Annotated in this window: 20 protein-coding genes and 1 pseudogene; 3 read left to right on the forward strand and 18 right to left on the reverse strand. The window is 63.3% G+C overall.

What is annotated here, in order from left to right:
* Positions 1-13: 13 nt before the first annotated feature.
* The 12 genes from nuoI to PF049_09600 form a co-directional block, all read right to left on the reverse strand.
* Positions 14-499 carry an NADH-quinone oxidoreductase subunit NuoI gene (nuoI, locus tag PF049_09545; protein WBY15842.1) on the reverse strand — a complete coding sequence of 162 codons (486 nt, stop codon included), beginning with the start codon at positions 497-499 and terminating at the stop codon, positions 14-16.
* The gene (gene nuoH / locus PF049_09550) at positions 496-1545 is read right to left on the reverse strand and encodes an NADH-quinone oxidoreductase subunit NuoH (GenBank protein WBY15843.1); all 1050 of its coding nucleotides are present in this window, start codon (positions 1543-1545) and stop codon (positions 496-498) included. The genes nuoI and nuoH overlap by 4 nt, the downstream gene beginning before the upstream one ends.
* Positions 1542-3554 (reverse strand): NADH-quinone oxidoreductase subunit NuoG, encoded by a 2013-nt coding sequence (gene nuoG, locus PF049_09555; protein ID WBY15844.1) that lies wholly within the window; start codon positions 3552-3554, stop codon positions 1542-1544. Before nuoG ends, nuoH begins: the two co-directional genes overlap by 4 nt.
* Complete coding sequence (nuoF, locus tag PF049_09560; GenBank protein ID WBY15845.1) at positions 3554-4849, reverse strand: NADH-quinone oxidoreductase subunit NuoF; 1296 nt, start codon at positions 4847-4849, stop codon at positions 3554-3556. The genes nuoG and nuoF overlap by 1 nt, the downstream gene beginning before the upstream one ends.
* Positions 4849-4992, reverse strand: coding sequence for a hypothetical protein (locus PF049_09565; GenBank protein ID WBY15846.1), 144 nt, complete (start codon positions 4990-4992; stop codon positions 4849-4851). The genes nuoF and PF049_09565 overlap by 1 nt, the downstream gene beginning before the upstream one ends.
* Positions 4992-5660: an NAD(P)H-dependent oxidoreductase subunit E gene (locus PF049_09570; GenBank protein ID WBY15847.1), complete on the reverse strand. Its 669-nt coding sequence runs from the start codon at positions 5658-5660 to the stop codon at positions 4992-4994. The genes PF049_09565 and PF049_09570 overlap by 1 nt, the downstream gene beginning before the upstream one ends.
* A complete protein-coding gene (locus PF049_09575) occupies positions 5653-5832 on the reverse strand; it encodes a hypothetical protein (GenBank protein ID WBY15848.1) in 180 nt (59 codons plus the stop codon). The genes PF049_09570 and PF049_09575 overlap by 8 nt, the downstream gene beginning before the upstream one ends.
* Positions 5832-7043, reverse strand: coding sequence for an NADH-quinone oxidoreductase subunit D (locus PF049_09580; protein WBY15849.1), 1212 nt, complete (start codon positions 7041-7043; stop codon positions 5832-5834). The genes PF049_09575 and PF049_09580 overlap by 1 nt, the downstream gene beginning before the upstream one ends.
* A complete protein-coding gene (locus tag PF049_09585) occupies positions 7040-7894 on the reverse strand; it encodes an NADH-quinone oxidoreductase subunit C (GenBank protein ID WBY15850.1) in 855 nt (284 codons plus the stop codon). Before PF049_09585 ends, PF049_09580 begins: the two co-directional genes overlap by 4 nt.
* A 4-nt stretch (positions 7895-7898) precedes the next feature.
* Complete coding sequence (locus tag PF049_09590) at positions 7899-8465, reverse strand: NADH-quinone oxidoreductase subunit B (GenBank protein WBY17896.1); 567 nt, start codon at positions 8463-8465, stop codon at positions 7899-7901.
* Positions 8466-8481: 16 nt separating this feature from the next.
* Positions 8482-8856 (reverse strand): NADH-quinone oxidoreductase subunit A, encoded by a 375-nt coding sequence (gene ndhC, locus PF049_09595; protein WBY15851.1) that lies wholly within the window; start codon positions 8854-8856, stop codon positions 8482-8484.
* A gap of 181 nt (positions 8857-9037) precedes the next feature.
* Complete coding sequence (locus PF049_09600) at positions 9038-10486, reverse strand: coniferyl aldehyde dehydrogenase (protein ID WBY15852.1); 1449 nt, start codon at positions 10484-10486, stop codon at positions 9038-9040.
* A gap of 97 nt (positions 10487-10583) precedes the next feature.
* Here PF049_09600 and PF049_09605 point away from each other — a divergent pair, with 97 nt between their 5' ends.
* On the forward strand, positions 10584-11780 hold the full coding sequence (locus tag PF049_09605; protein ID WBY15853.1) for an acetyl-CoA C-acyltransferase: 1197 nt from the start codon (positions 10584-10586) through the stop codon (positions 11778-11780).
* Between the two features lie 42 nt (positions 11781-11822).
* On the opposite strand, the gene PF049_09610 is transcribed toward PF049_09605, so the two are convergent.
* On the reverse strand, positions 11823-12299 hold the full coding sequence (locus PF049_09610) for an SH3 domain-containing protein (protein WBY15854.1): 477 nt from the start codon (positions 12297-12299) through the stop codon (positions 11823-11825).
* A gap of 116 nt (positions 12300-12415) precedes the next feature.
* Between PF049_09610 and PF049_09615 the strand changes: the two genes are divergently transcribed.
* Both PF049_09615 and PF049_09620 read left to right on the forward strand, forming a co-directional pair.
* Positions 12416-13468, forward strand: a complete 1053-nt coding sequence (locus PF049_09615) for a D-glycerate dehydrogenase (GenBank protein ID WBY15855.1) — start codon at positions 12416-12418, stop codon at positions 13466-13468.
* A 137-nt stretch (positions 13469-13605) separates the two neighbouring features.
* A pseudogene (locus PF049_09620) lies at positions 13606-14880 on the forward strand (ammonium transporter).
* A gap of 9 nt (positions 14881-14889) precedes the next feature.
* Here the strand turns inward: PF049_09620 and PF049_09625 are convergent.
* From PF049_09625 to PF049_09645, 5 genes are all read right to left on the reverse strand, one after another.
* On the reverse strand, positions 14890-16296 hold the full coding sequence (locus tag PF049_09625; GenBank protein ID WBY15856.1) for a nitronate monooxygenase: 1407 nt from the start codon (positions 16294-16296) through the stop codon (positions 14890-14892).
* Positions 16297-16319: 23 nt separating this feature from the next.
* Complete coding sequence (locus PF049_09630) at positions 16320-17039, reverse strand: class I SAM-dependent methyltransferase (GenBank protein ID WBY17897.1); 720 nt, start codon at positions 17037-17039, stop codon at positions 16320-16322.
* Positions 17040-17080: 41 nt separating this feature from the next.
* Complete coding sequence (gene prfB / locus PF049_09635; protein ID WBY15857.1) at positions 17081-18208, reverse strand: peptide chain release factor 2; 1128 nt, start codon at positions 18206-18208, stop codon at positions 17081-17083.
* Between the two features lie 130 nt (positions 18209-18338).
* A complete protein-coding gene (locus PF049_09640; GenBank protein ID WBY15858.1) occupies positions 18339-20861 on the reverse strand; it encodes a transglycosylase domain-containing protein in 2523 nt (840 codons plus the stop codon).
* 95 nt (positions 20862-20956) lie between these two features.
* Positions 20957-21826: an N-acetylmuramoyl-L-alanine amidase gene (locus tag PF049_09645; GenBank protein ID WBY15859.1), complete on the reverse strand. Its 870-nt coding sequence runs from the start codon at positions 21824-21826 to the stop codon at positions 20957-20959.
* Between the last annotated feature and the right edge of the window lie 167 nt (positions 21827-21993).

Consider the following 21993-nt stretch of genomic DNA (forward strand, 5'->3'; position numbering starts at 1 on the left):
GATGAGCGCGCGGTTAGCGGTAGGGCGCGTCGGCTTCAAGGTTTGCGGCAATCGCCCGCTCCCACTTGTCACCATTCGCGAGCAGCTTGGCCTTGTCGTAGAGCAGCTCTTCGCGCGTTTCCGTCGAATATTCGAAATTCGGCCCCTCGACCACGGCATCCACCGGGCAGGCTTCCTGGCAGAAGCCGCAATAGATGCACTTGGTCATGTCGATATCGTAGCGCGTGGTGCGGCGGCTGCCGTCTTCGCGCGGTTCCGATTCGATGGTTATCGCCTGCGCCGGGCAGACCGCTTCGCACAGCTTGCACGCGATGCAGCGTTCTTCCCCGTTGGGATAGCGGCGCAGGGCATGCTCGCCACGGAAACGCGGGCTCAGCGAGTTCTTCTCGTAAGGGTAGTTGATCGTAACCTTGGGCTTGAAGAAATACTTCAGCGTGAGGGCGTGCGCCTTCACGAACTCCCAAAGCGTGAACGCCTTGATGGTCTGCGCGATGCTCATGACGAGAAATGTCCTGTGGCCATCAGGTAGCCGGAAATGACGACGATTGCGACGAGGCTCAGCGGCAGGAACACCTTCCACCCGAGCCGCATGAGCTGGTCGTAGCGATAGCGCGGCACGGTCGCCATGACCCAACTGAACATGAAGAAGAAGAAGAACGTCTTCAGCAGGAACCACACGATGCCCGGCACATAATACAGCGGTGCCCAGTCGATCGGCGGCAACCAGCCACCGAAGAACAGGATCGTGTTGAGGCTGCACATTAGCAGGATGTTGGCATACTCGCCCAGCCAGAAGAGTGCGAAGCTCATCGAACTGTATTCGGTCTGGTAGCCGGCAACCAGCTCGCTCTCCGCCTCGGTAAGGTCGAACGGGACGCGCTGCGTTTCCGCCAGGGCCGATATGAAGAACATGATCCACATCGGGAACAGCAGCAGGTTGAACCAGTAGCCATTGACGATGCCGAGGCCATGACCGCGCTGCGATTCGACGATTTCCGTCAGGTTGAAACTGCCCGCCCACAGGACGACGCAGACCAGGATGAAGCCGATGGAGACTTCGTAGGAAATCATCTGCGCCGCTGCGCGCATGGCGGAGAAGAACGGATATTTGGAGTTACTCGCCCAACCGCTCATCACCACTCCGTAGACCGACAGGCTGCTGATCGCGAGGATGTAGAGCAGACCGACATTGATGTCCGCCAGCACCACGCCCGCATCGAAGGGAATGACGGCCCATGCCGCCAAGGCGACCGTGAAGGTCACGATAGGCGCAAGCAGGAAAATGCCCTTGTTCGCCGCGCTGGGAATGATGGTTTCCTGCAGGAAGACCTTCAGCCCGTCTGCAAAACTTTGCAGCAGCCCGAATGGCCCGACCACATTGGGACCGCGCCGCAGGTTAATTGCCGCCCAGACCTTGCGGTCGACATAGATCACCATCGCCACGCTGAGCATCAGCGGCAGCGCGATCAGCAGGATGCCAGCGAATGTCGCGAGCGTCCAAGCTACTTCGTAGGACATGCCCCAGGACTGGAAGAAGTCGGTCATTCCGCCGCCTCCGCAAGTTCATCGCCGTGGAGCAATTCGTCCGAACAGCGCTGCATCACGTCGCTGGCGCGGGCGATGGCGTTGGTGAGATAGAAGTCCTTGATTGGGTAAGCGGAAATTGCCTTACCCTTGCCAGCCTTTTTCGCCTTCGGCAACTTGCCGAAAGCGGCCAGTCCTTCTTCGCCCAGCGCAGGCACTTCGGCGATCATCGCGCTTTGCAATTCGGCGAAGCTGTCGAAGCCGACGTTTACTTTCAGGCTATCTGCCAGCGCGCGCAAGATGGTCCAGTCCTCGCGCGCATCGCCGGGGGCGAAGACGGCCTTCTCGGCGAACTGCACACGGCCCTCTGTGTTTACGTAGGTTCCGTCCTTCTCGGCGTAGCTCGCCGCCGGCAGGATGATGTCCGCCGCATGCGCGCCCCGGTCGCCGTGATGGCCGATATAGACCTTCAGGCTGTCGGCGAAGGGTTCGAAATCCATCTCGTCCGCGCCCAGGGCCAGTAAAACTTTCGGTGCGGCCCTTGCGACATCCTTGATGCCGCCCTTCTGCGCGTAACCGAGCATCAGCCCGCCCATGCGCGCTGCCGAGAAATGCATGACGTTGAAGCCGTTCCAGCCATCTTTCACGAGGCCGAACTCTTCGGCGAAGGCGAGACCGGCGTTCAGCGCGCCAGCGGCCAGCGAAGCACCGCCCATGATGATGGCGGGCCGCTCGGCCGCCTTGAACGCATCGGACACGTGGCCCGGCAGGTCGCCCAGCACGCTCGTATCCTCGCCGAGATACTCGACCGGGAAGGTCGGGTCCCAGTGCGGGCCGACGATGAAGACCCTCGCGCCGCGCTTCGCTGCCTTGCGGAGGCGGACATTGATCAGAGGCGCCTCCTGACGGACCTGACTGCCGACGATCAGGATCGCATCGGCCGTCTCGATCCCGGCAAAGGTGCTGTTGAAATTGACCGCAGCGAGGTTCGACACGTCGTAATCCATGCCGGTCTGGCGGCCTTCGAGCAGGCCCGAGCCGGATGCCTTCAGCAAGGCCTTGGCCGCGAACATCGTTTCGCAATCGACCATGTCGCCGGCAATCGCCGCGATGCTGGATGTATCGCCCTTAAGCTGCTTCGCAATAGCCTCGAAAGCCTCGTCCCAGCCAGCGGGCTGGAGCTTGCCTTTCTTGCGCATGAAGACCTTGTCGAGGCGGCGCTTGCCGAGGCCATCGACCTGGTAGCGCGCCTTGTCGGAGATCCACTCCTCGTTCACGTCGTCATTGATGCGCGGCGTAGCCCGCATGACCTCGCGCCCCCGCGAATACAGCGTGATGTTCGCGCCGACGGCGTCGGAGACATCGATGCTGAGCGTCTTCTTGAGCTCCCACGGACGCGCCTCGAACGCATAAGGGCGGCTGGTCAAAGCGCCGACCGGGCACAGGTCGATGACGTTGGCCGAAAGTTCGTGGCTCGCCGCCTGCTCCAGATAGGTCGTGATCTGCATGTCCTCGCCGCGATAGAGCGCGCCGATCTCGTCCACGCCGGCGATCTCCTCGGAGAAGCGCACGCAGCGTGTGCAGTGGATGCAGCGGGTCATGATCGTCTTGATCAGCGGACCCATGTATTTTTCGGTCACCGCCCGCTTGTTCATGTCGTAGCGGCTGCCGCCACGGCCATAGGCGACGGCCTGGTCCTGCAGGTCGCACTCGCCGCCCTGGTCGCAGATCGGGCAATCGAGGGGGTGGTTGATGAGCAGGAATTCCATCACGCCTTCGCGCGCGGTCTTGACCATCTGCGTGTCGGTGCGGATTTCCTGCCCCTCGGTCGCGGGCAGCGCGCAGGATGCCTGCGGCTTGGGCGGCCCGGGCTTCACTTCGACGAGACACATACGGCAATTGCCGGCGATGCTCAGCCGCTCGTGATAGCAGAAGCGCGGGATTTCCTTCCCGGCCAGCTCGCACGCCTGCAAGACGGTCGCGCCGTCGGGAACGTCCAGTTCCTGTCCGTCTACGGTGACTTTAGGCATTACTCGGCTGCCTCTGCAAATTGTGCGTTATGTTCTTCGATCCGCCGTTCCAGCTCGGGGCGGAAATGGCGGATGAGGCCCTGGATCGGCCATGCGGCGGCGTCGCCCAGCGCGCAGATCGTGTGGCCCTCGACCTGTTTCGTCACCTGCTGCAGCATGTCGATTTCCTCGATCGCTGCATCGCCGGTGCGCAGGCGCTCCATCATGCGCCACATCCAGCCCGTACCTTCGCGGCAGGGCGTGCACTGGCCGCAGCTCTCGTGCTTGTAGAAATAGCTGATGCGGGAAATCGCGCGGACGATGTCGGTCGACTTGTCCATAACGATCACGCCGGCCGTGCCGAGGCCGGAGCCGAGTTCCTTCAGCCCGTCGAAATCCATCGGGGCATCCATGATCTGCTCGGCCGGCACCAGGGGAACGGACGAACCGCCCGGAATGACCGCGAGGAGGTTGTCCCACCCACCGCGAATACCGCCGCAATGTTTCTCGATCAGCTCGCGGAACGGAATGGAGAGCGCTTCTTCGACGACGCAGGGCTGCTCGACATGGCCCGAAATCTGGAAAAGCTTCGTCCCCTTGTTATTCTCGCGTCCGAAGCTGGCGAACCACGCGCCTCCGCGCCGCAGGATCGTGGGGACGACCGCGATGCTCTCGACATTGTTGACCGTGGTCGGGCAGCCATAGAGCCCCGCGCCCGCCGGGAACGGAGGCTTGAGGCGCGGCTGGCCCTTCTTGCCCTCCAGGCTTTCGATCATCGCGGTTTCTTCGCCGCAGATGTAGGCGCCCGCACCGCGGTGCAGGAAGACATCGAAATCGTAGCCGGACTTGGCCGCGTTCTTGCCGATCAGGCCTGCATCGTAGGCTTCCTGAATGGCAGCCTGCAGCGTCTCTGCCTCACGGATGTATTCGCCGCGGATGTAGATATAGGCCGCCCGTGCGCGCATGGCGAAACCGGCGACCAGCGCGCCTTCGACCAGCTTGTGCGGATCGTGACGGATGATCTCGCGGTCCTTGCACGAACCCGGTTCGGATTCGTCGGCGTTGATGACGAGGAAGCTTGGGCGACCGTCCTTGCTCTCCTTCGGCATGAAGGACCATTTGAGGCCGGTCGGGAAGCCCGCCCCGCCCCGCCCGCGCAGGCCCGACGCCTTGATCTCGTCGATAATCGCGTCCTGTCCGCGCGCGATCAGCGACTTGGTGTTGTCCCAGTCGCCGCGCTGCTGCGCCGCTTTCAGGCCCCAATCCTGGAAGCCGTAGAGATTGGTGAAAATGCGGTCCTTGTCCTGAAGCGACATCAGCCCACACCTCCTTGCGTGAGGAAATAGAGAGCGCCCAGTCCGATGACGATCATGGCGCCGAATTTCACGAGGCCCATCAGCACCTTCCACGCGACGAAAGCGAGCGCGATGGCGACCACGATGGTGATGAGTTCTGCCATTACCACGCGCCCCGGTAATCGTGGTTGGTGTCGACCATTTCCTTGAGCGTGGTCGGGCCGTCCTTAGGCTCGGAGGTGTGGCGACCTGGCTCCTGCGTGCCTGCCTTGGGCTGCTCGCCCTTCGCCAGCGCATCCAGCACAGCGTCGAGGCGTTCCGGCGTCAGGTCCTCGTAATTGTCGTCATTGATCTGGACCATCGGCGCGGTGGCGCAATTGCCCATGCACTCGACTTCAGTGAGGGTCCACAGGCCGTCTTCGGACACCTTGCCCTTCTCCATCCCGCGCGCCTTGCAGGCGGCGATGATGTCGTCGGAGCCGCGCAGCATGCAGGGCGTCGTGCCGCATACCTGCACGTGGAATTTCCCGACCGGGCGCAAATTGTACATGAAGTAGAACGTCGCGACCTCGACCACGCGGATGATCGGCATGTCGAGATAGGCGGCGACATATTCCATGACCGGCAGAGGCAGCCAGCCCTGCGTGTCGGTTTCCTCGCCCACCTGTCGCTGGGCGAGGTCGAGCAGCGGCATCACCGCCGATTTCTGGCGGCCTTCCGGGTACTTCGCGATGTGCTTGTCAGCCTTCGCCTTGTAGGCTTCGGTGAAAGCGAAATTGCCCCACCGCTCGCGCAATTCGGGCGTGTCGGGGTCCAGGGAACGATCAGCCATGGGTCAGCCTGTGTTGCAGATAGCGGCCCGCATAGAGGCCGATGACGGCGGCACAAGCCGTCGAGAGAATTTCCTTGAGCGTCGATTGCCCGTGAAACGCCAGCATGTACGCCGCCACCGCCGAAGCGAAGGCCGCGAAAGCTGCAACGAAGATGAAGAGTTCGCGGAGCACTATCGATCACACTCCCCGAACACCACGTCGATCGCGCCCAAGATGGCGGTTGCATCGGGCAACATGTGGCCCTTGCTCATCATGTCCATCGCCTGGAGATGACTGAAGGCGGTCGGACGGATCTTGCAGCGATAGGGTTTGTTCGACCCGTCGCTGACGAGGTAAACGCCGAATTCGCCCTTAGGGCTCTCGGTCGCGACGTACACTTCGCCCGCGGGCACGTGGAAGCCCTCGGTGTAGAGCTTGAAGTGGTGGATCAGCGCTTCCATCGACTGCTTCATCGCACCGCGCTTGGGCGGGGAGACCTTGCCGTCTGTGCTGGCGATCGGACCCTGAGGCATTTCGGCGAGGCACTGCTTGATGATGCGAGCCGACTGGTAGACCTCGTTCACGCGGACCATGAAGCGGTCGTAGCAGTCCGAATTCGTGCCTACCGGCACGTCGAATTCCATCCGGTCGTAAACGTCGTAGGGCTGCGACTTGCGCAGGTCCCACGGGATGCCGGCGGCGCGGATCATCGGGCCGGAGAAGCCCCATACCAGCGCATCATCCTTGCTGACCACGGCAATATCGACATTGCGCTGCTTGAAGATGCGGTTGTCGGTCACGAGGCTCATCGCGTCGCCGAACAGTTCCGGCAGGCGCGTGTCGAGCCATTCGCCGATATCGACCAGCAGCTTCTCCGGCACGTCCTGATGGACGCCGCCGGGACGGAAATACGCACTGTGCATGCGCGCGCCCGATGCCCGCTCGAAGAAATTCATGCAGTCTTCGCGCAGCTCGAACACCCACAGGTTCGGCGTCATCGCGCCAACATCCATGACGTGCGCGCCGATATTGAGGAAGTGGTTCGAAATGCGCGTCAATTCCGCGAACAGCACGCGCAGGTACTGGGCGCGCTCCGGCACCTCGATGTTCAGCAGCTTTTCGATCGCCAGGACGTAGCTATGCTCCTGGCAGAGCGGCGAGCAATAATCGAGCCGGTCGAAATACGGCAGAGCCTGCAGGTAGGTCTTGTGCTCGATCAGCTTTTCCGTGCCGCGGTGCAGCAGGCCGACATGCGGGTCGATCCGCTCGATGATCTCGCCGTCCAGTTCCATCACCATACGCAGCACGCCATGCGCTGCCGGATGCTGGGGACCGAAATTGATCGTGTAGTTCGAAATGACCTCGTCGCCGGTGGTGGGCGACTCTTCAAGCTGGATGCTCATGCGTCGTCTCCCTTCGGCTCGGTGGCGGGACCGGTATCGGTCGTCTTGCCCTTGCGCGCGGCGCGGGCCGGCTGGTCCTCGGTCGGCTCCGGCGGCGGGGTGCGTTCTTCGTCCGTGGGCTCTTCGGCAGGAGCGCCTGCGCTGACCTTTTCGGCCGCGTGCTTGTCGGTTTTCTTGCCCGCACCGGTATCGGACGGCTTTTCCGTCACCTTCGGATCGTCGATCGGAGGCGTATCGGCCTTCTCGTCGCCCGGGAGCACGTAGTCAGCCCCTTCCCACGGGCTCATGAAGTCGAACTGCCGCAGGTCCTGCGCCAGCTTGACCGGTTCATACACCACGCGCTTCTCGTCTTCGGAATAGCGCAGCTCTGTATAGCCGGTGAGCGGGAAATCCTTGCGGAAGGGATGACCTTCGAAACCGTAATCGGTCAGGATGCGGCGCAGGTCCGTATTGCCGTCAAACAGCACGCCATAGAGGTCGAACACCTCCCGCTCCAGCCAGCCGGCATTGGGCCAGATATGCGTGACGGTCGGCACCGGCGTCGCCTCGTCGGTCGAGGTCTTGACCATGATGCGGTGGTTCTTCGTGACCGACAGCAGCATGTAGACGACTTCGAACCGCTCGGCCCGGCCGGGATAGTCGACCCCGGCGATTTCCATCAGCTGCTGGTATGCGTGGTCATCGCGCAGCGCCTGCAGGACGTTCGCCACCTCATCGCGCGCGACGGTCAGCAGGATCTCGCCATGCTCCTCGCGCGCGCCGGTGACTGCACTGCCGAGCGCCGAGACCAGCGTATCCTGCACGCCGTCATTGCTGGCGTATTTCGGTGCGGAATGAAGGACGGTTCCCATCGGATTACCTCTCGATCGTCCCGCTGCGGCGGATTTTCCGCTGTAGCTGCATCACGCCGTAAAGCAGCGCCTCTGCCGTCGGGGGACAGCCGGGCACGTAGATGTCGACAGGCACGATGCGGTCGCAGCCGCGAACGACGCTGTAGCTGTAATGGTAATAACCGCCGCCATTGGCGCAGCTACCCATGCTGATCACGTATTTCGGCTCCGACATCTGGTCGTAGACCTTGCGCAGGGCCGGGGCCATCTTGTTGCACAGCGTGCCGGCCACGATCATCACGTCCGACTGGCGGGGCGAGGCGCGCGGGGCGACGCCGAAACGCTCCATGTCGTAACGCGGCATGTTGACGTGGATCATCTCGACCGCGCAGCAGGCAAGGCCGAAGGTCATCCACCAAAGGCTGCCGGTACGCGCCCACTGAAACAGGTCTTCCGTCGAGGTGACGAGGAAGCCCTTGTCGTTCACTTCCGTCTGGAGCGCGTTGAAATACTCCGCGTCGGGCTGGCGCACATCCCCGCCCTTCGCCGTCGGCTGGATCAGCGCATCGCGGCCATGCGGGCTGGTGGTCATCTGCTGGCTCATGAAACTATTCCCAATCCAGCGCGCCCATCTTCCACTCGTAGGCGAAACCCACGGTGAGGATGGCGAGGAAGACGATCATCGACGTCCAGCCGATCATGCCCGTAATGCCCAGGCTGACAGCCCAGGGAAACAGGAACGCAGCTTCCAGGTCGAAGATGATGAACAGGATCGCGACGAGGTAGAAGCGCACGTCGAACTGGCTGCGCGGTTCCTCGAACGCGGGAAAGCCGCATTCATATTCGCTCAGCTTCTCGGTCGTCGGATTGTGAGCGCCGGTCAGGCGGGACACGCCCATCGGCAGGAACACGAATGCTGACGACAGCACGACCGCAACGCCCAGGAAGAGCAGGATCGGCAGATATTGTGACAGGTCAACCAAGTCGGGACTCGCTTACAGCCGGAATCACGCAGCGAAACGCTGCAGAAAGGTTCATGCGCGCCCTAGTCCCCTGCCCATCGCGGTGCAAGGGGGCCTTAAGCGGTATATCCCCGCGAAAAGGTGCAATTCACGCAACCTCTTGTGCGGCGATGTGCGCACAAGAGGAGGGTTATAGAACGGCTCAAGCCTTCTTCATCTCGCGTTCGATGGTCTTGCGCGTGGTATCGCCATATGGCGGCTTGAGCCCGGCGAGCTTGGCCACGTCGATCTTTGGCTGGGTGTAGACCGAACGCGCATGGCTGAATTCGCGGAAACCTTCCGGCCCGTGATAGCTGCCGATCCCGGACGGGCCGACTCCGCCGAACGGCAGGTCTTCCATCGACACATGCATGATGACATCGTTCACCGTCACGCCGCCTGAAATCGTGCGGGACAGGACGGTCTCACGCTCCGCTGCATCCGATCCGAAATAATACAGGCCGAGCGGCCGGTCACGCCGGTTGATGTAATTGATCGCCTCGCCGACCTGGCTGTAGGTTTTCACCGGCAGGACGGGGCCGAAGATTTCCTCCTTCATGGCCTGCATGTCGTCGGTAACGTTGCGCAGGATGGTCAGGGGCATCTTGCGGGTATTGCTGGACGAGAAGTCTTCCTCGCTCGGATTGACCTCGATCACCTCGGCGCCCTTTTCGCGGGCGTCTTCCACCATCGATTGCAACCGGTCGAAATGCCGGTCCGTCACGACCGATGCATAATCGTCATTGTCGAGCAGCGTGGGATACATGTTGTGGACGCCAAGCTGCACCGCGGCGATGGCCGCCTCTTCCCTGTCCTCGGGCACGAGCATGTAATCGGGCGCGAGGCAAATCTGCCCGGCATTGAGCATCTTGCCCAGCGCAATCCGCTCGCCCGCCTGCTCGTAATTCGCGCTGCGTCCCAGGACGACGGGGCTCTTGCCGCCAAGTTCCAGCGTGACCGGGACGAGGTTTTTTGCCGCGGCTTCCATGACCTTCGACCCCGTCTGGGTCGAGCCGGTGAAGACGAGGTGATCGAACGGCAGCGAAGAGAACGCCTGCGCAACCTCGGGACCGCCGGTCACGACAGCGACTTCCGCCTCGTCGAAATATTGCGAGACGAGTTTCTGCAGCAGATCGCTCGTGCCTTCGGTGAACTCGCTCGGCTTGATCATGGCGCGGTTGCCGGCCGCCAGCACCTGCATCAGCGGTCCCATCGACAGGTTGACCGGGAAGTTCCACGGGCTGAGGATGCCGATGACGCCTTTCGGTTCGTAGCGAAGCTCCGCCTTCGCGCCCATCAGCGGCAGGGGGAAGCGCAGCGACCGTTTTTCGGGCTTTGCCCAGTGATCCATCTTTTTAAGGCAGTATTTGCCGAAGCCGATCGTGCCGGTGATGTCGGTAATCATCGAGGCATCGTGGCTGCGATTGCCGAAATCGGCGCTCATCGCGCGTGCCAGTTCTTCGCCATGATCGACCAGCAGGGCGATCGCGCGCTTGATGCGATCCTTGCGCATTTCCATCGGTTCGGGACGGGCGGCGGTGAAATCCTTGCGCTGGACGTCGAGGATGCGCTCCAGTTCACCTGTCTTGTCGCTCGTGTCGCCGTCCGCCATCGCTCTCTCCATTTGATTATCTTGCAGCGCAGCATTAGCTGCCTTGTCGTAGATACGCTTTGCAACACGACATGCTCTCGAAAGGCAAGAGTTACCGATGACCCAGTTTTCCCCCAACGACCCGATCGTGATCCTGTCCTATGCCCGCACGCCGATGGGCGGGATGCAGGGCGCATTGTCCGACGTCAGCGCAACGGAACTCGGCGCGGTTGCAGTGAAGGCAGCGGTCGAGCGTTCCGGTGTGGACGGCGCGAAATTCGACCGCGCCTACATGGGCTGCGTCCTGCCCGCTGGTCTCGGCCAGGCTCCGGCCCGTCAGGCGATGGTTAAGGCGGGTCTGCCGAAATCCGTCCAGGCGACAACCGTGAACAAGGTCTGCGGCAGCGGTATGCAGACCGTCATCATGGGCGCAGAAGCGCTGGCCAGCGGCACGGTGGACTACGTGGTAGCGGGCGGCATGGAGAGCATGACCAATGCGCCCTATCTGCTGAAGAAGCATCGCAGCGGTGCGCGCCTGGGCCACGACACCACCTATGACCACATGTTCCTCGATGGGCTGGAAGACGCCTACGAGGAAGGCCGCGCCATGGGCACGTTCGCGCAGGATACCGCCAATGATTACCAGATGACGCGCGAGGAGATGGACGAATATTCCATCGAAAGCCTGCGCCGTGCCAATGCCGCCATCGAGAGCGGGGCATTCGAAGGCGAGGTCGTGCCTGTCACTTTCTCCACCCGGAAGGGCGACGTGACCGTCGGTACGGACGAACAGCCCGGTCGCGGCCGTCCGGACAAGATCCCGACCCTGCGCCCCGCCTTTGCGAAGGACGGCACGATCACGGCAGCTACCTCCAGCTCGATCTCCGACGGCGCGGCAGCCGTCGTCCTTTCGCGCGAGAGCGTTGCGAAGGACGCAGGACAGCAGCCGGTCGCCCGAATCATGGCAATGTCGGCCCACGCCCGCGAGCCCAGCGAGTTCACCATCGCTCCCATTGGCGCGATAGAGAAGGTCCTGAAAAAGGCCGGCTGGTCCGCCGACGAGGTCGAGCTGTGGGAAGTGAACGAAGCTTTTGCGTGCGTCGCAATGTTCGCTATGCGCGACATCGGTATTCCGCACGACCGGATCAACGTGAACGGCGGCGGCACCGCGCTGGGTCATCCCATCGGCGCCAGTGGGACCCGCATCATCGTCACGTTGCTCAATGCGCTGAAGAAGCAAGGCAAGACGAAGGGTATTGCCAGCCTCTGCATCGGCGGCGGCGAAGCCACGGCTGTAGCTGTCGAAATCGTCTGACCGTCCGGCAGATCCACGTTGGCAAGCCCCGGGGTGGTTATCTCAGGGCTCGCCAGCGCCCCACAGGCGATCCTGCTCGACGAAACCGCTCCTGCGGCCGACCGTGAATTCGCACCAACCGGCATCGCAATCGCCCAGACTGCCGATGACTCCGGTTTCCAGCTTCCAGCGCAAAGCGGCGTTCCCCGCCGGCGAAGCACGCATCGCAGCCAGACCCTTGCCCGTGACGTAGGCCGTGCGGTCAGCACTGATCAGTGCGGCGGTAACCCAGCCTTCCGTCCCGTCTGGATCCTGCACGAACCGCCAGCCCTCCTGCACGCGCAGGACCTTGAGCGGCAGGTCGTCCCGCTCGTACACCCACTCGATACGGTAATCACGGCCCGGCCCGACCCGCATATTAAGCTGGGAGGTGTCGATGCTGGCCCAATAGGGCGTCTCCCGCTCCTGCGCCGAGGCAGGACCCGCCGCGAGGATCGAGGTAAAAATCAGGGCGAGGACGGTGTGTGCCGGGTTTTTCATGACCCGGCCATCGATACTTCACCCGCCGCGGTCGCTTCAAGCGGGAAACGCCGCCGGTCCCTGCTCGCCTTTCCGGTGCTTGACCCGAACAGGCGCATTGTCCAATCGTCCGGGCAATGAACACGCCCTCGCAATCCGACCTCGTCATCAGTCCCGGCGCCCAGGGTGCAAGCGGACGGAGAGTTTCCGGCGCCCCGCGCGTCGTCGTCACCAGGCACCTGTTGCCCAGCGTCGAGGCACGCCTGTCCGAATTGTTCGAGACTTCCCTCAATCCGGACGACAGGGCGATGACGCGCGAGGAATTGCGCGCTGCGATACAGGATTGCGACGTGCTGGTCCCGACGGTGACCGACACGATCGACGCAGACCTCATCGAAAGCGCGGGCGAGCGGATGAAGCTGATCGCCAGCTTCGGTGCCGGAACGGATCATATAGACCTGGCCGCGGCGGCGAGGCGGGGCATCATGGTCACCAATACGCCGGGGGTCTTCACCGACGACACAGCCGATCTCACCATGGCGATGATCATCGGCATCCCGCGCCGTGTGCGCGAGGGCACGTCCCTTGTCAGGCGCAGCGAATGGACCGGCTGGGCACCCTCCGCCCTGCTCGGGCGCCAGCTGGGCGGAAAGGTGCTGGGGATTGTCGGCATGGGCCGGATCGGCCAGGCGGTTGCCCACCGCGCCAGAGCTTTCGGGCTGGAAATTCGGTATCACAACCGCAGGCCCCTGCCCCGTGCGGTCGAAACCATGTTCGGCGCGACCTATGTCGATTCGCTGGACGACCTTCTGGCGCAGTCCGACATCGTCAGCCTGCACTGCCCTGCCTCGCCCGAAACGCTGAGGATGATCGATGCCGGGCGGATCGCCGCGATGAAGGAAGGTTCTGCCCTCGTGAACACGGCACGCGGCGACCTTGTAGATTACGAAGCGCTGATCACGGCCCTGCACGAAGGTCACCTGTCCGGTGCGGGCCTGGATGTCTTTCCCGACGAGCCCGACATCGACCCGCGCCTGCTGGATCATCCCAACGTCATAGCCCTGCCCCATATCGGCAGTGCGACGGTGGAGGGGCGAGAGGCCTCGGGCGAGAAAGTGATTGCCAATATCCGGTTCTGGGCCGACGGGCATCGCCCGCCCGACCAGGTCCTCGACGCGCTGGTTCGCTAGGCCCCCCCGCGCGAAAGAGCGGCTTGGGCCTGCCGCAAGTCTTTGCAATCTTGCCTCCCGGGGGCGGCTCGGCCAGTTTCCCGCCGACAAGATACCGGGGGGGATAAACCGTGACCATGGGCCGCACCCTACTTGCAATGGCGCTTGCCGCCCTTCCCGCTGCCGCTTCGGCGCAGGATCCGGCCGAAATGCTCGTCCCCGACAGCGGCGATACGGCCTGGATCCTCACGGCATCCGCTCTCGTCCTGCTGATGACCCTGCCCGGGCTTGGCCTGTTCTACGCCGGTCTGGTCAGGGCCAAGAATGTCCTGTCGGTCCTGCTGCAGGTGGCTGCGATCGCCAGCGTTGCCTCCGTCCTGTGGGTAGTCACCGGCTACACGCTGGCCTTCGGCGCATCGACCAGTGGGTGGATAGGCAACGGCATTTTCTAATTGTTCGGAAATCTCGGCCAGGTGCGCGAAGGCACGACCATTCCCGAAAGCACTTTTGCCCTGTTCCAGATGACCTTCGCCGTGATTACCCCGGCGCTGGTGGTCGGGGCGTGGGTCGACCGGGCGCGCTTCGGGTGGGTGGTCGCGTTCTGCGCCTTGTGGGGCCTCGTGGTCTATGCCCCGGCGGTCCACTGGGTCTGGGGCGGAGGCTGGCTCGCCGGACTGGGGACACTGGATTTTGCAGGCGGTATCGTCGTCCATACGACAGCGGGCATCTCCGCGCTGGTCATCGCCCTGTTGCTGGGCAAGCGCGAGGGGTTCCTGAAGACCGCGATGCTGCCCCACTCTCCCGGGCTGACGATGGCAGGCGCAGCGCTGCTGTGGGTCGGCTGGTTCGGCTTCAACGGAGGCAGCGCGCTGACCGCCACGGATGACGCATCCGCTGCCATCATCAATACCCATGTGGCCGCCGCAACAGCCTCGCTGACATGGATCCTGCTCGAGAAGGTCAAGCTGGGGAAGGCGACCAGCGTGGGCTGGGCCACCGGCGCCATCGCCGGGCTCGCCACGATAACGCCCGCAGCCGGTTTCATCGGCCCCGGCGCGGCTATCCTGCTGGGGCTCGCAGGCTGCCTTGCCTGTTACGGCTGTCTCCAGCTGGTGAAGTTCCGGCTGGGCATCGACGACTCGCTGGACGTGTTCGCAGTTCACGGCGTGGGAGGGATCGTCGGATCAATCCTGCTCCCGCTCTTCCTGATGCCAGCCCTTGGCGGCCTGGGCTACGCAGAAGGCTACGACTTCACCAGCCAGCTCGTCGCTCAGCTGATCGGTGTCGGAGTCGTGGCCATGTGGAGCGCGGTGGCGACCGTCATCCTCGCCCTGATGTGCAGCGTGGTCTTCCCGATGCGGGTCAGCGAGGAAGAAGAGCGCGACGGCCTCGACATATCCAGCCACGGAGAACGTGGCTGGATCGTCGACTGAGAGCCGCCCTCACTCGCCCGTCAAAATCCGCTCGACCAGCTCCTTCACCGTCGGGGTGAAGTTGTTCGAGTAGAACGGGTCGGTCTTGAACCGGTAGGCGGCGTGACCCGCAAAGGCGAGGTTGTCGTCGGGATCGCCGCCATGGGCGATGTCCTGCAGCGTTTTCTGGATGCAGAAGCTGCGCGGATCGGCAAGGCGGCCCGTGGTGTAATCGTCGTGGTCCTTCCAGCTCGAGAACTGGCAATGCGACAGACAGCCCATGCAGTCCTGCTGGTCCTTGCGGATTTCGTCGCGCTTGTCCGGCGTTACCCAGACCAGCGTATCCTCCGGGGTCTTCAGCGCCTCCGTATGGCCTTCGCCGAACCACACTTTCGCCCGGTCGTAATCCTCGGCAGAGACGTACATCTTCTTGCCCTTCACGCCGAAATCGAGCTGACGCGAATGCGCCTCGCTCTCTTCCTTGGCAAAACCAATCTGCCGCTCGCTGCGATGCATCAGATCGTAAAGGAACGGAGTTTTTACCGCGCTGGAATAAAAGCCTGTCGGTGAGAATTTGTGCAGCAGGACGTCGCCTTCGTCGAGCGTGCGCAACATGTCTTTCCAGACCTGCGGAATGGGGCTTTCCTTCGTCAGGAGCGGGCGCGTGCCGAACTGGAACATGATCTTGCCGATCTCCGGATTGTCGATCCAGTCGTTCCATTCCTTCAGCTGCCAGACCCCGCCCGCCATCACGATGGCCACGTCTTCGCTGACGCCTTCCTTGCGCATGGTTTCGCGAAGGTCGCGGACACGGGGATAGGGATCCTGCGGCTGGCGCGGGTCCTCTGCATTGGACAACCCGTTGTGACCGCCCGCGAGCCACGGGTCCTCGTAAACCACTGCCGCCATCAGGTCCGGCACCTTGGAATAGCTGCGCTTCCAAAGTGCGCGGAATGCACGGGCCGACGACACGATCGGCAGGTAGTGCACATTGTGACGGGCCGCGATTTCCGCAAGCTTGTAAGGCATGCCCGCGCCGCAAGTGACGCCGGTGATCATGCCCGGGGTGTTCGACAGGACGCCTTCCAGCACTTCCTGCGCGCCGCCCATTTCCCACAGGACATTGATGTTGATCGCGCCCCTGCCCTCGGACATTTCATAGGCGCGCTTCACCTGCTCGGTCGCGCCGTCGATGGCATACTGGATCAATTGCTGATGGCGTTCCTTGCGGGTCGCCGCGTCATAGACCTGGGGGATCGGGTTGCCGACCTCGTCATAGCTGTCGGCGTTCACGGCACTGACCGTGCCGATGCCGCCCGCTGCGGCCCAGGCGCCGGAGCTCATGTGATTGGTGGCAGAGACACCCTTCCCGCCTTCTACCAGAGGCCACACCTCGCGTCCGCCATAGGAAACCGGCTGCAAACCCTTGAATGCCATGAAAAATCCGTTCTCAGATCAAATTAGTTCGTACCGCCCCCGGCGGCCCCGTTCGCAGCCTGCGCTGCCGACCCGCTGCACGTTTCGATAGTGCTGGGTTCGGGCCTCGTAGCGGCTCTGCGGAACTGTGCATAGTACCCGGCAAGTTCCGGCGCGTTGCGGAAGGTGTCGAGCGTGAAGCCGACCTGCTCGAATTCGCAGGCCAGAAGGAACGGGTTGATCCCGTGCCTGTCGGTCGGGCGGTCGACATCGACCACGATGACCATTCCGCCTTCCTTCAAGGCAGGCCACATCCGCCACAGGAAAGCGTAGGGTTCTTCCACCTCGTGATACATATGGACCAGGAAAACCCGGTCGAAACTGTCGTCCGGTAACCGCGGATCGTCCGGCGCGCCCAGCTTGATCGAAACATTGTCGAACCGTTCCCGCTCGACCCGGCGCCCGAGGCGCACGATGGCATCGTCGTCGATGTCCTGCGCCAGAACGCGGCCTTCCGCCCCCACGCGCTCTGCCAGGCGGACCGTGTAATAGCCTTCGCCCGCACCGATATCGGCAACGGTCATGCCGGGTTCGATCTCGGCAAAATCCATCACCGTCTGGGCTTCGCCGCGGCTGTCGCGCGCGGTTTCGGTGCTGAACTGGTTGCTCCCGAGATCTGAAACCGGGCGGTCGGGAAGCGGGAATTCGCGCGAACTTTCAGGCCGGTCGCCTTCGGGCGGAACCGGCTCGCACGAAGCCAGCACGCCTGCGAAGCTGGCGCAAAGGACAAAAGAGGCTGCGCGCCTCACTCCACGTCCTCCACCTCCACAGTCTCGCCGGTGACCCGCTGGGCAAGGGCCGCGGAGATATACTCGTCGATCGCCCCGTCCAGGACCGCATCGGGCGATGACGACGTCACGCCGGTGCGAAGGTCCTTCACCATCTGGTACGGTTGCAGGACATAGGACCGGATCTGGTGGCCCCAGCCGATATCGGTTTTCGCCTCGTATTCCGATCCGGCAGCCGCCTCGCGTTCCGCCATCTCGCGCTCGTAAAGGCGTGCCTTCAGCATGTTCATCGCGGTCGCGCGGTTCTTGTGCTGGCTGCGGTCGTTCTGGCTAGCCACTACGATGCCGGTCGGCTGGTGGGTTATCCGCACCGCGCTGTCGGTCGTGTTGACGTGCTGGCCGCCTGCACCCGATGCGCGGTAGGTGTCGATCTTCAAGTCGCTCTCGTTGATCTCGACTTCGAAATCGTCGTCGATGACGGGATAGACCCATACGCTGGAAAAGCTCGTATGGCGCCGGGCGGAACTGTCATAGGGGCTGATGCGAACAAGGCGATGGACGCCGCTTTCCGTCTTTGCATAGCCATAGGCGTTGTCGCCCTTGATCAGCAGGGTCGCGCTCTTGATACCGGCCTGGTCGCCGGCCTGGTATTCGACCGTTTCGACCTTGAAACCGCGGCGTTCCGCCCAGCGGCCATACATGCGGAACAGCATTTCGGCCCAGTCATTGCTTTCCGTTCCGCCCGCGCCGGCATGAATTTCGAGATAGGTGTCGTTTCCGTCCGCCTCGCCCGAAAGCAATGCCTGCACCTTGTCCGCATCCGCGCGGTCGGCCAGTTTCGCGAGGCTGGCGAGGCCGTCATTGACCACGTCCTCGTCGCCTTCGGCCTCGCCCATTTCGACGAATTCGATGGCATCCGCCATTTCCGCGGAGATTTCGTTCACCGTCTCGACCGCGGTTTCGAGCAGCTTCTGCTCGCGGTTGACGGCCTGCGCTTCCTTGGGGTCGTTCCACAGGTCGGGGTCCTGAACGCGGGCATTCAGCTCGTCCAGGCGGCGAAGGGCACGCTCCCAGTCCAGCGACTGTCGCACCAGCGCCAGAGCAGCTTCGATACGGTCGATATGGCCCTGTCCTTCGGCGCGCATCAGACGGTTTTTCCGTAAGTTCGTGTGGTCGAGATCATGTCACAGGCAAGTAGCGATTGCCGCGCGATTAGCAACCGCGCGGTATCGCTCAACGGACTGACCAGCGGCGGCGTAGCGCCCGCTGTGCCCTCTAGTAGATGCCGCCCTGTTCCTCGGCTAAGCTCTCTGCCGGTTCCTCGGCCCTGGCGGGCGCGGGGGTCGTCGCGGTCCTGCGCGAAGCGGCGGTCGAGGCGCGGGCCTTGCGGATCAGTTCGAGAATTTCGGCGCGCTTGGACGCGATCTCGTCGGCAGCGGTAGCCCGGGGCGGTTCGGTATCGGGTTTGAAAGCCTCCCAGATAACCGCAGCCTTGTCGTCGCCGCTCGGCCAGGCATCGAACACCCGTTTGCCCGTGCGGCGATCGATCCGGACCATGCGGACCCCGGCGGGAGCAACGGCCGCCCTGTCGCTCCACAGGTCTCGCGATCCTCGGATAAGGTCCTTGATGATCGGTGCGGCGATTGTCCCGCCCTGCGCGTAACCGCCCATATTGCGCGGCTGGTCGAAACCGACATAGGCGCCGGCCACGATGTCCTGCGTCCCGCCGACGAACCACACGTCCTTGGGGCCCGTCGTCGTTCCGGTCTTGCCGAACAGCGGCAGGTCGATCGAATTGAGCGTGGTAGCCGTGCCGCGCTGCACCACTCCTCGCAGCATGTGCATGGTCTGGAACGCGGTGCGCGCATCCATGACCTGTTCGCCTTTCAGCCCAAGACGGGGCATCGGCTGCCCGTCCCATTCCGCCATGTTGCAGCCTTCGCAATCGCGATTGTCGGCCCGCCAGATGACCTTGCCACGCCGGTCCTGGACATAGTCGATGACCGTCGGCTGGTTGAACCGCCCGTGATTGGCGAGCGCGCCATAGGCTGCGACCATCTTCATGACCGTGGTTTCGCCTGCGCCGAGCGCAAAAGCCGGATAGGGGTCGTACTTGCCGATGCCCAGCGCATCGATCTGCTTCACGACGTTGGGCATTCCGGCCGTCATCGCGACCTGGACGGTCATGACGTTCTGGGACTGCTCCAGCCCGTAGCGGAGCGGATATTGTCCACTGCGACCGCCGCGGAAGCATTTCTCGCCGTAGCGGCTGCCCTGGTAGTAACAATAGCGGCCGTTATCGATCTGCGTCGCCGGGGTCATGCCGTTGTCGAGGCCGGTCGCATAGACGAAGGGCTTGATGGTGGAGCCGGGCTGCCGCTTTGCCTGTGTGGCACGGTTGAAACTGCCGAGCCGGCTGTCGAACCCGCCCTGCATTGCATAGACGCGTCCCATCTGCGCATCCTGCACCACGATGCCGCCTTGCGCCTCGGGCACGGTTCGGACGGCCCAGTTGCTGCCCGAGGGCGCGACAACGATAATGTCGCCCACAGCGACCGCATTGGGCATTCCCACCAGTGGGCCGCTCTCACCGTCCGCGAATGCGACGGTTGCCTGCGAGCCGGACCGCTCGGTCACGACGCCCACGCGCCAGTTTTCGTAATTGATGCTGAGGGTCGAACTCGCGAGTTGGCGCACCATGTCGCCATCGTCCGGATTGACCGTCGCGACAGGGCCCCGCCAACCACGCCCGGCATGATAGCGAAGCAGCCCCGTGCGCAGAGCATCGCGGGCAGCATCCTGCATTTCCATGTCGAGCGAGGTCCGCACCCACAAGCCGCCAGCGTAAACGCTGTTTTCGCCGTCTTCTGCCGTTTCGCCGAACCGTGCCATCAGCTGGCGGCGGACTTCCTCGAGGAAATACCCGGCATCGGCCGAACGCTGGCTGCGCTGGTTCACCAGCCCGAGCGGAGTGGAGCGCGCGGCCTGCGCCGCACCAGCGGATACGAAATCGTTCGCCACCATCTGCGACAGGACGAAATTGCGGCGGTCGAGAGCGGCCTGTTCATTAGCCTCGCGGCCATAGCGTTCCGGAGCCTTGGGCAGGATCGCAAGGAACGCCATCTCGTTCAGGTCGAGATCGGCAACATCTTTGTCGAAATAGGCCCGCGCTGCGGCCTGCACGCCGAAGCTGCGCCGCCCGAGCGGGATTTCGTTGAGGTAGAGGGTGAGGATTTCTTCCTTGGTCAGCACCGCCTCGATACGGCGGGCGAGCACCATTTCCTTCAGCTTGCGCGTGACCGAATATTCGTCGCCCAGCAGCAGGTTCTTCGCCACCTGCTGGGTAATGGTCGAACCGCCGACCGCGCGTTGGCCGGACCCGAACTTGGTCACGTAATCGAACACGGCGTTCAGCGTGCCGGTGAAGTCGACCCCGCCATGGCTGAAGAAGGTCTTGTCCTCGGCCGCAAGAAACGCCTCGATCAGCTGCGGCGGATAATCCTCGTACTGCAGCTGGACCCTGCGTTCGCGCGCATAGGAATGGACGATCTCGCCGTCGATCCCGCGCACGACGGAGGGCAGCGGCGTCTCGTAACCGACCAGCGATTCCGCATCGGGCAGGTCGCGCGCCAGGACCATCCACAATGCAAGCAAGGCAAGCAGCGCTGCGCACGCCGCGTAGGACAACCAGCGCAGCCAGGGCTTTTCCGCCCAGTGTCGCTTCACGAATACCAGCGCGCCCGACGCTTCGCGGCGAATGCGGTAACGGAACGATTCTTGTAATTGGCCGTCAGTCATGATCGAAGAGGGCGCCTAGCACGGCGATCCTGTCCCGTGCCATAACGAAAAGCCCCTGCGCCCATTTTGCCCACCGCAAAGGCCATATCCCGCCGTCAGGCGCCACTCTGGCGCGCGAAATAGATGCGGATGGCGCGGGTCATGATGCGGGCGAAATTCTCGCGCCCCTCCTCCGACGCGAGCGCTCTCGCCTCCTCCGGGTTGGTGAGATACCCCGCCTCGTAGAGGATTGCCGGCACATCGGGAGCGCGCAGGACTGCCAGCTCTGCCGAGCGGCGTGTCTGCGGATGAAAGCTGAGCGTTCCGTCCCCTTCACGCACGACCAGTTGCGAGAACTCGGACGAATTCTGCTGCACCCGTCGCTGCGACAATTGCACCAGGATCGAACTGATCGCCTCGCTCTGCCCCTCTACCGAAACGCCGTTCAACCGGTCCGCGTCGTTCTCCCGCTCGGCAAAGCGGGCGGCGGCTTCGCTCGATGCCTCGCGCGACAGGGTGTAAATGCTCGCCCCGCTTACGCCGCTGACATCCCCCGCACTGTCGGCATGGATGGACACGAACAGGTCGGCGCCCAGCCTGCGGGCGATCTCGGGCCTTTCCTGCAGCACCAGGAAGGTATCGTCCTCGCGCGTCATGGCAACCCTGATACCGCCCGCCTGCAGCAATTCGCTCTTGAGGGCCTTTGCCAGACCCAGAACGATGTCCTTCTCGCGCACGCCGTCCTGAACAGCTCCCGGGTCCTTCCCGCCATGGCCGGCATCGATGACGACCAGCGGGCGGGACCGGTCCTGCGGGCCGGAGATTTCTGGAAGGTCGACCGGATCGCCAGCCTCGGGCAGCGCCAGCCTCAACACATAGTCCCGGCCCAGATGCGGCACCGGAATCGTAAGGCCAAACGCATACAGGGCGCCCACCAGGATTAGCGGCGCGAGAAAGATTAGCCAGATCTGCGTTCTGAGCGACATACGACGCGATGCTTAGGGCGTGGCGGGGGCGCAGCGCAATATGGTTGCCGCTTCGGTGACAGGGTGCTAGCACGCTTGTCCCAAGCCGAACCGGCTTTTCCAAGATGGCAACGGTTCGGCAACCCTTGCAGCCCTACGTGTGCTGCCGGGTACGACAACAGGTTGAA

The organism is Erythrobacteraceae bacterium WH01K (genome assembly GCA_027941995.1).
GTDB lineage: Bacteria > Pseudomonadota > Alphaproteobacteria > Sphingomonadales > Sphingomonadaceae > CAJXSN01.

Coding starts and splice junctions, on each gene's coding strand:
- nuoI (WBY15842.1), bottom strand. CDS start 499: ATGAGCATCGCGCAGACCATCAAGGCGTTCACGCTTTGGGAGTTCGTG.
- nuoH (WBY15843.1), bottom strand. CDS start 1,545: ATGACCGACTTCTTCCAGTCCTGGGGCATGTCCTACGAAGTAGCTTGG.
- nuoG (WBY15844.1), bottom strand. CDS start 3,554: ATGCCTAAAGTCACCGTAGACGGACAGGAACTGGACGTTCCCGACGGC.
- nuoF (WBY15845.1), bottom strand. CDS start 4,849: ATGTCGCTTCAGGACAAGGACCGCATTTTCACCAATCTCTACGGCTTC.
- PF049_09565 (WBY15846.1), bottom strand. CDS start 4,992: ATGGCAGAACTCATCACCATCGTGGTCGCCATCGCGCTCGCTTTCGTC.
- PF049_09570 (WBY15847.1), bottom strand. CDS start 5,660: ATGGCTGATCGTTCCCTGGACCCCGACACGCCCGAATTGCGCGAGCGG.
- PF049_09580 (WBY15849.1), bottom strand. CDS start 7,043: ATGAGCATCCAGCTTGAAGAGTCGCCCACCACCGGCGACGAGGTCATT.
- PF049_09585 (WBY15850.1), bottom strand. CDS start 7,894: ATGGGAACCGTCCTTCATTCCGCACCGAAATACGCCAGCAATGACGGC.
- PF049_09590 (WBY17896.1), bottom strand. CDS start 8,465: ATGACCACCAGCCCGCATGGCCGCGATGCGCTGATCCAGCCGACGGCG.
- PF049_09600 (WBY15852.1), bottom strand. CDS start 10,486: ATGGCGGACGGCGACACGAGCGACAAGACAGGTGAACTGGAGCGCATC.
- PF049_09605 (WBY15853.1), top strand. CDS start 10,584: ATGACCCAGTTTTCCCCCAACGACCCGATCGTGATCCTGTCCTATGCC.
- PF049_09610 (WBY15854.1), bottom strand. CDS start 12,299: ATGAAAAACCCGGCACACACCGTCCTCGCCCTGATTTTTACCTCGATC.
- PF049_09615 (WBY15855.1), top strand. CDS start 12,416: ATGAACACGCCCTCGCAATCCGACCTCGTCATCAGTCCCGGCGCCCAG.
- PF049_09625 (WBY15856.1), bottom strand. CDS start 16,296: ATGGCATTCAAGGGTTTGCAGCCGGTTTCCTATGGCGGACGCGAGGTG.
- prfB (WBY15857.1), bottom strand. CDS start 18,208: ATGCGCGCCGAAGGACAGGGCCATATCGACCGTATCGAAGCTGCTCTG.
- PF049_09640 (WBY15858.1), bottom strand. CDS start 20,861: ATGACTGACGGCCAATTACAAGAATCGTTCCGTTACCGCATTCGCCGC.
- PF049_09645 (WBY15859.1), bottom strand. CDS start 21,826: ATGTCGCTCAGAACGCAGATCTGGCTAATCTTTCTCGCGCCGCTAATC.